This is a genomic window from Escherichia sp. E1V33, from assembly GCF_004211955.1.
In the GTDB taxonomy this organism is placed as follows: Bacteria; Pseudomonadota; Gammaproteobacteria; order Enterobacterales; family Enterobacteriaceae; genus Escherichia.
The window spans coordinates 301,994-309,235 of sequence record NZ_RHJI01000005.1 but is presented as its reverse complement, the minus strand read 5'-3'; the positions used below and the strand labels follow the sequence as shown (position 1 = coordinate 309,235).

6 protein-coding genes are annotated in these 7,242 nt (G+C 52.9%); 5 read left to right on the top strand and 1 reads right to left on the bottom strand.

Annotated elements, in window-relative coordinates; translation table 11 throughout:
* Positions 1-24: 24 nt before the first annotated feature.
* From D9742_RS05965 to D9742_RS05945, 5 genes are all read left to right on the top strand, one after another.
* Positions 25-144 (top strand): GpE family phage tail protein, encoded by a 120-nt coding sequence (locus tag D9742_RS05965; RefSeq protein ID WP_000763311.1) that lies wholly within the window; start codon positions 25-27, stop codon positions 142-144.
* Positions 137-3,214: a phage tail tape measure protein gene (locus D9742_RS05960; protein WP_130236301.1), complete on the top strand. Its 3,078-nt coding sequence runs from the start codon at positions 137-139 to the stop codon at positions 3,212-3,214. The genes D9742_RS05965 and D9742_RS05960 overlap by 8 nt, the downstream gene beginning before the upstream one ends.
* Positions 3,211-3,696: a phage tail protein gene (locus D9742_RS05955; RefSeq protein WP_130236300.1), complete on the top strand. Its 486-nt coding sequence runs from the start codon at positions 3,211-3,213 to the stop codon at positions 3,694-3,696. Before D9742_RS05960 ends, D9742_RS05955 begins: the two co-directional genes overlap by 4 nt.
* Positions 3,693-4,793: a phage late control D family protein gene (locus tag D9742_RS05950; protein ID WP_130236299.1), complete on the top strand. Its 1,101-nt coding sequence runs from the start codon at positions 3,693-3,695 to the stop codon at positions 4,791-4,793. Before D9742_RS05955 ends, D9742_RS05950 begins: the two co-directional genes overlap by 4 nt.
* Before the next feature lie 90 nt (positions 4,794-4,883).
* Positions 4,884-5,102: an ogr/Delta-like zinc finger family protein gene (locus D9742_RS05945; RefSeq protein ID WP_000972391.1), complete on the top strand. Its 219-nt coding sequence runs from the start codon at positions 4,884-4,886 to the stop codon at positions 5,100-5,102.
* A 235-nt stretch (positions 5,103-5,337) separates the two neighbouring features.
* On the opposite strand, the gene D9742_RS05940 is transcribed toward D9742_RS05945, so the two are convergent.
* Complete coding sequence (locus D9742_RS05940) at positions 5,338-7,023, bottom strand: aspartate:alanine antiporter (RefSeq protein WP_130236298.1); 1,686 nt, start codon at positions 7,021-7,023, stop codon at positions 5,338-5,340.
* Positions 7,024-7,242: the final 219 nt, after the last annotated feature.

The following is a 7,242-nucleotide window of genomic DNA, read 5'->3' as shown; positions in this document are numbered from 1 at the left end:
GACAGCCTGACGGTTGACGATCTGGTGGCAGATATCGCCACCATTTTTCACTGGCCGCCATCCGTTACTGACGTTATGCCGCTGACCGAAGTGCTGGAATGGCGGTATAAAGCGATTCAGAGAAGCGGGGCCAACGATGAGTGATAATAACCTGCGCCTGCAGGTCATTCTTAATGCGGTTGACAAACTCACCCGCCCATTCCGTGCTGCACAGGCCAGTTCGAAAGAGCTGGCTGGCGCAATCAGAAACTCCCGTGACGCATTAAAGCAACTCAATCAGGCGGGTAACAGCCTGGAAAAATTTCGCAAGCTGCAGGCCGATAACAAGAAGTTAGGCGACAGGCTGAACTATGCCAGACAGAAGGCTAATTTGCTTAGCTCTGAGCTGGAGGCGATGGAACAACCATCACAACGGCACCTTGTGGCTTTAGGTCGGCAAACGCTGGCAGTCCAACGCCTGGAAGAACAACAAAAATATTTGCAGAAGCAAACGGCGCTTGTGCGTGCAGAGCTGTACCGGGCGGGAATTTCTGCGAAAGACGATGCGGGAGCAACCGCTCGTTTAGCCCGTGAAACATCACGTTATAACCAGGAACTGTCGAAACAGGAGGCGCGGCTGAAGCGACTGGGGGAAGCTCAGCGCAGGATGAATGCAGCGCGTGCCAGTTATGCCCGTTCGCTGGAGGTGCGTGATCGTATTGCAGGTGCTGGAGCCACCACCACGGCTGCAGGGCTGGCAATGGGCGCACCAGTGATGGCGGCAGTAAAAAGCTATACCAGCATGGAAGATGCCATGAAAGGTGTGGCAAAGCAGGTCAATGGTCTGCGTGACGATAATGGCAACCGCACCGCGCGTTTTTACGAAATGCAGGATGCCATCAAGGCTGCCAGCGAACAGCTGCCGATGGAAAACGGTGCTGTGGACTTCGCCGCACTGGTTGAAGGTGGTGCGCGCATGAACGTCGCAAACCCTGACGACAGCTGGGAAGACCAGAAACGTGACCTGCTGGCCTTCGCCAGTACGGCAGCAAAGGCGGCAACAGCCTTTGAGCTGCCAGCGGATGAACTGTCAGAAAGTCTGGGGAAAATCGCCCAGCTCTACAAAATCCCTACCCGCAATATTGAACAGCTCGGTGATGCGCTGAACTATCTGGATGATAACGCCATGTCGAAAGGGGCAGATATCATTGATGTCATGCAACGCCTGGGTGGTGTGGCTGACCGTCTGGATTATCGTAAAGCGGCGGCGCTGGGTTCCACCTTCCTGACACTGGGCGCTGCGCCAGAGGTTGCAGCCAGTGCAGCAAACGCGATGGTGCGTGAATTGTCTATTGCCACCATGCAAAGCAAGAGTTTCTTTGAAGGGATGAATCTGCTGAAACTCAATCCTGAAGTGATTGAAAAGCAGATGACGAAGGATGCGATGGGAACCATCCAGCGCGTGCTGGAGAAGGTGAACGCACTGCCGCAGGACAAGCGTCTGTCTGCCATGACCATGTTGTTTGGTAAAGAGTTTGGTGATGACGCGGCGAAACTGGCAAACAACCTTCCGGAACTGCAGCGCCAGCTAAAACTGACAGCGGGCAATGATGCGCTCGGTTCCATGCAGAAAGAATCCGACATCAACAAAGACTCACTTTCTGCTCAGTGGTTGCTGGTCAAAACCGGAGCGCAGAACACCTTCAGCAGCCTGGGCGAAACGCTGCGCCAGCCGCTGATGGATATTCTGTACACGGTGAAAAGCATCACGGGGGCGTTGCGCCGCTGGGTGGAAGCTAACCCGGAACTGACGGGTACACTGATGAAAGTAGCCGCTGTGGTGGCTGCCGTTACCGTGGGCCTCGGCACCTTAGCGGTGGCGCTGGCTGCAGTGCTGGGGCCGCTGGCAGTGATCCGTTTGGGATTCTCTGTGCTGGGTATCAAAACGTTACCTTCCGTTACGGCAGCAGTAACCCGAACCAGCAACGCGTTGTCCTGGCTGGCAGGCGCACCACTGGCAGTGCTGCGACGCGGGCTTGCTTCATCGGGCAACGCCGCAGGTTTACTTACTGCGCCGTTGTCGTCTTTGCGTCGCACGGCATCACTGACGGGGAATGTCCTGAAAACTGTAGCAGGTGCGCCGGTTGCACTATTGCGGTCTGGATTATCCGGTTTACGTGCTGTTGCTGTGATGTTTATGAATCCACTGGCAGCACTACGCGGTGGACTGGCTGCCGCAGGCGCGGTGCTGCGAGTACTGGCATCCGGTCCGCTGGCGATGCTGCGCGTTGCCCTGTATGCCATATCTGGTCTGTTAGGTGCTCTGCTCAGTCCGATAGGTCTTGTGGTTACTGCACTGGCGGGCGTGGCGCTGGTTGTCTGGAAATACTGGCAACCCATCACCGCATTTCTCGCTGGTGTGGTGGAAGGATTCAAAGCGGCGGCAGGTCCCATCAGTGCAGCATTCGAACCACTTAAGCCTGTGTTTCAGTGGATTGGCGACAAAGTGCAGGCGTTGTGGGGCTGGTTTACTGATCTGCTGACGCCCGTTAAGTCGACCTCTGCCGAACTGCAGAACGCAGCGGCAATGGGGCGACGATTCGGGGAGGCACTGGCGGAAGGGCTGAATATGGTCATGCATCCGCTGGACTCCCTGAAATCCGGCGTTTCCTGGTTGCTGGAGAAACTCGGCATTGTCAGTAAAGAGGCCGCAAAGGCGAAATTGCCGGAAAGCGTGACGCGTCAGCAACCTGCGACGGTGAATGTAGACGGTAAAGTGATGATGCCATCGGGTGGTTTTCCGTCATGGGGATATGGCTTTGCGGGGATGTATGACAGCGGCGGCTATATCCCGCGCGGGCAGTTTGGCATCGTCGGTGAAAACGGGCCGGAAATTGTTAACGGCCCGGCAAATGTGACCAGCCGGAGAAATACAGCCGCACTGGCTGCCGTTGTTGCCGGAATGATGGGCGTTGCTGCCGCGCCTGCAGAACTTCCACCGTTGCATCCGTTGGCGCTTCCCGCGAAAAGTGGTGAAGCGATGATGAGTCGCGCAGCCACTGTGCCGCCCGTTCAATGGATTGAGGCACCGACGCAGATCATCATCCAGACGCAGCCAGGACAAAGTGCGCAGGATATTGCGCGGGAGGTGGCACGCCAGCTTGATGAACGTGAACGCAGGCTGAAGGCAAAAGCCAGGAGTAACTACAGCGATCAGGGGGGATACGACGCATGATGATGGTGCTGGGATTGTACGTGTTTATGCTGCGCACTGTGCCGTATCAGGAACTGCAGTATCAGCGCAGTTGGCGACATGCGGCAAACAGCCGGGTTAACCGACGCCCGTCAACGCAGTTTCTGGGACCGGATAACGACATGCTGACGCTTTCTGGCGTTCTTATGCCGGAGATAACAGGCGGCAGGCTGTCGTTGCTGGCACTGGAGCAGATGGCAGAACAGGGGAAAGCATGGCCCCTGATTGAAGGCAGCGGCACGATTTACGGCATGTATGTGATTGAGGGACTGAATCAGACTAAAACGGAGTTTTTCCGCGACGGTATGCCGCGCCGGATTGAGTTTACCCTGTCGCTCAAACGGGTGGATGAATCCCTGTCCGATATGTTCGGTGATCTCAGTTCGCAGCTGAATAATTTGCAGGATATGGCAACGTCTGCCTTAAGCGATATTAGTAAAACGGTGGGAGGGCTGCTGTCGTGAATTTCAGCTCTGATCTGCTTAACAAAGGCAACAAAACTCCGGCATTCAGCATCAGTATTGAAGGCAAGGATATCACCACTGTGCTGGACAACCGCCTGATGGGGCTGACGCTGACGGATAACCGGGGCTTTGAAGCGGACCAGCTTGATCTGGAGCTGGACGACGCCGACGGAAAAATCGTGCTGCCGCGCCGTGGTGCGGTCATTACGCTGGCGCTGGGCTGGAAGGGGCAGCCGCTTTTCCCGAAAGGGGCATTCACGGTGGACGAGATTGAACACACTGGCGCACCGGACCGCCTGACTATTCGGGCGCGAAGTGCTGATTTTCGTGAAACGCTGAATACCCGCCGTGAAAAGTCGTGGCACAAGACCACCGTCGGGGAAGTAGTGAAGGAAATAGCCGTACGTCACAAGCTGAAGATGGCACTGGGTAAAGACCTGTCGGATAAGCCCGTGGAGCATATAGACCAGACTAATGAGAGTGACGGCAGTTTTCTGATGCGGCTGGCGCGCCAGTACGGTGCTATTGCGTCGGTGAAAAATGGCAATCTGTTATTCATCCGGCAGGGACAGGGTAAAAGCGCCAGCGGTAAACCACTGCCGGTTATCACTATCACACGTATGGACGGCGACAGTCACCGCTTTACCCTGGCAGATCGCGGAGCCTATACGGGCGTAATTGCCAGTTGGTTGCATACCCGTGAACCCGCGAAGAAAGAAAACACTACCGTGAAGCGTAAGCGCAGGACCAAGAAGCAGAAGAAAGAGCCGGAAGCGAAGCAGGGCGATTACCTGGTGGGGACGGATGAAAACGTGCTGGTACTTAATCGCACCTATGCCAATCGGAGTAACGCCGAACGGGCAGCGAAAATGCAGTGGGAACGCCTGCAACGCGGCGTTGCGTCATTCTCGCTACAACTGGCGGAAGGGCGAGCAGATCTCTACACGGAAATGCCAGTGAAAGTCAGTGGCTTTAAACAGCCGATAGATGATGCGGAATGGACCATTACGACTCTGACGCATACCGTCAGCCCGGATAACGGTTTTACGACCAGTCTGGAACTTGAAGTGAGGATTGATGATTTCGAAATGGAATGATTCTTCGCAATGGAGAACTTTTAAGTTTGCAAAATGGAATAATGCGGTATCATTATTGTGAATTTAGCAAAAATGGGGAGAACTCGAAAAATGATGATTTGCCCACTGTGTGGAAGTGCCGCCCATACTCGCAGCAGTTTTCAGGTATCTTCATTGACCAAAGAGCGTTACAACCAGTGCCAGAACATTAACTGCAGCCATACTTTTGTAACCCATGAAACTTTTGTTCGTTCGATTGCAACGCCAAAAGAGTCAAATCCGGTTCAGCCGCATCCAATGAAATCAGGACAGGTGGCGCTCTCTCTTTGACGCTGCCGCCATTTTGTCGCCATCGTTAAAAAACAGTGCTTCTAACGTCATGATTTTAAACGGCATAAATTTCAGGCAACAAAAAACCCATCAACCTTGAACCGAAATGGCGGGGTTGATGGGCTCCACAAAATGGGGACATCAAAGAAAAGCAGTGGCACTAATTAAGACTGATGCCCCGAAGAAAAGTTCGCCGATTGTACAAAAAAATTTCATTTTCAGGGCAACTTCAGTTTTATCCGAGTCCTGGCCATACCATGACAATGATTGTCCCGGCCAGCGTTAGCAGTACGTTAGCTATTGCATAAGTACCCGCATAACCTAAGGCTGGGATATTACTGCGTGCGGTGTCGCTGATGATCTCCATTGCCGGAGCACAAGTGCGCGCACCCATCATCGCGCCGAACAGGAGCGCGCGGTTCATACGTAGTACATAGGCGCCGAACAGGAAGCAGATAACCACCGGCACCAGGCTGACAATCAATCCGGCAATCAACATCTGACCGCCAATCGCGCCCAGGCCGTTATTAATGCCGCTACCGGCGCTCAGACCAACGCCTGCCATAAATACCATCAAGCCGAACTCTTTCACCATGCTTAATGCACCCTGCGGAATGTAACCAAAGGTCGGGTGGTTAGCACGCATAAAGCCCAACATAATGCCGGCGAATAACAAGCCAGCAGCGTTACCCATGCCGAAGCTAAATGTACTGAACTGGAAGGTGATCATCCCGATCATCAGGCCAATAACAAAGAATGCGCAGAATGCCAGCAGGTCTGTGACCTGGCTGTGAATCGAGATAAAGCCGATGCGGTCAGCAATAGTTTTCACGCGACGGGCATCGCCGCTCACCTGCAAAACATCACCTTTGTTAAGCACAACGTTGTCATCAATTGGCATCTCAATCTGGCTGCGGATGACGCGGTTAAGGAAGCAACCGTGATCGGTCAACTTCAGTTGTGCAAGACGTTTACCTACAGCGTTATGGTTTTTGACGACGACCTCTTCAGTGACAATACGCATGTCGAGAAGGTCACGATCAAAAACTTCTTTACCGTTACGGAAACTGGGATCGAGGCGGGCGTGAGCGTCTGGATATCCCACTAACGCTATCTCATCGCCCATTTGCAGAACGGCGTCACCATCCGGATTTGCCAGAATCCCGTTACGACGAATACGTTCAATGTAGCAACCGGTTTGGCGATAAATACCCAATTCACGCAGATTTTTGCCGTCGGTCCAGGCTACCAGTTCCGGGCCGACACGGTAGGCGCGGATCACCGGCAAATAAACTTTTCGGCTGGCATCGGTGTCCAGACCACGTTCGCGAGCGATTTGTTGGGCGCTGGTCTGTAAATCCTGATGTTGCAGCTTCGGTAAATAACGTGCGCCGACAATTAAACTCACCAGGCCAATTAAATAGGTTAAGGCATACCCGAGGCTTAGATTATCCAGTGCTGTGGAGAGCTGTCCGCTTTCCATACCGGAATGGCGTAATGTGTCGCCAGCACCGACCAGAACAGGTGTTGAAGTCATTGAGCCTGCCAACATACCGGCCGTCAGACCGATATCCCAGCCAAACAGCTTACCCAACCCTAAGGCTATCACCAGCGCACTGCCAACCATTACCAGAGCTAACATTAGGTAATTTTTCCCATCGCGAAAAAAAATGGAAAAAAAGTTGGGTCCGGCTTCGACTCCGACGCAGAAAATAAACAACATAAAGCCAAGATTAAGCGCGTCGGTGTTAATGCTGAAATGTTGCTGCCCTAATAGTAAGGATACGACTAAAACGCCAATGGAATTACCCAGTTGGATTGAACCAAGTCGTAATTTTCCTAGACATAGTCCAAGCGCAAGGACTACAAATAATAACAGAATGTAATTCCCATTTAACAATTCGGCGACGTTTATATTCACGGAGACTAACTTCTTGTTTACGAGTAAGCTGTTGAAAGAAATGGTAATTTAAGATAATGTTTTTACCTGAAATCAGGGCGCGGATTCATTCAGCGCACATAAGCAATAGTAAAGAAACAATATATTTTACTAGTGTAATCACATTAAGTACCAACGGCTATAAAAATTGCGTTGGCCTATATTAGCATGGAATGCGAAGCGGCTTTATCTTACTGAGCG

Excerpts from the sequence above, each read along its gene's own strand:
- D9742_RS05945 (WP_000972391.1), top strand. The coding sequence starts at position 4,884 with ATGATGATTTGCCCACTGTGTGGAAGTGCCGCCCATACTCGCAGCAGT.
- D9742_RS05960 (WP_130236301.1), top strand. The coding sequence starts at position 137 with ATGAGTGATAATAACCTGCGCCTGCAGGTCATTCTTAATGCGGTTGAC.
- D9742_RS05955 (WP_130236300.1), top strand. The coding sequence starts at position 3,211 with ATGATGATGGTGCTGGGATTGTACGTGTTTATGCTGCGCACTGTGCCG.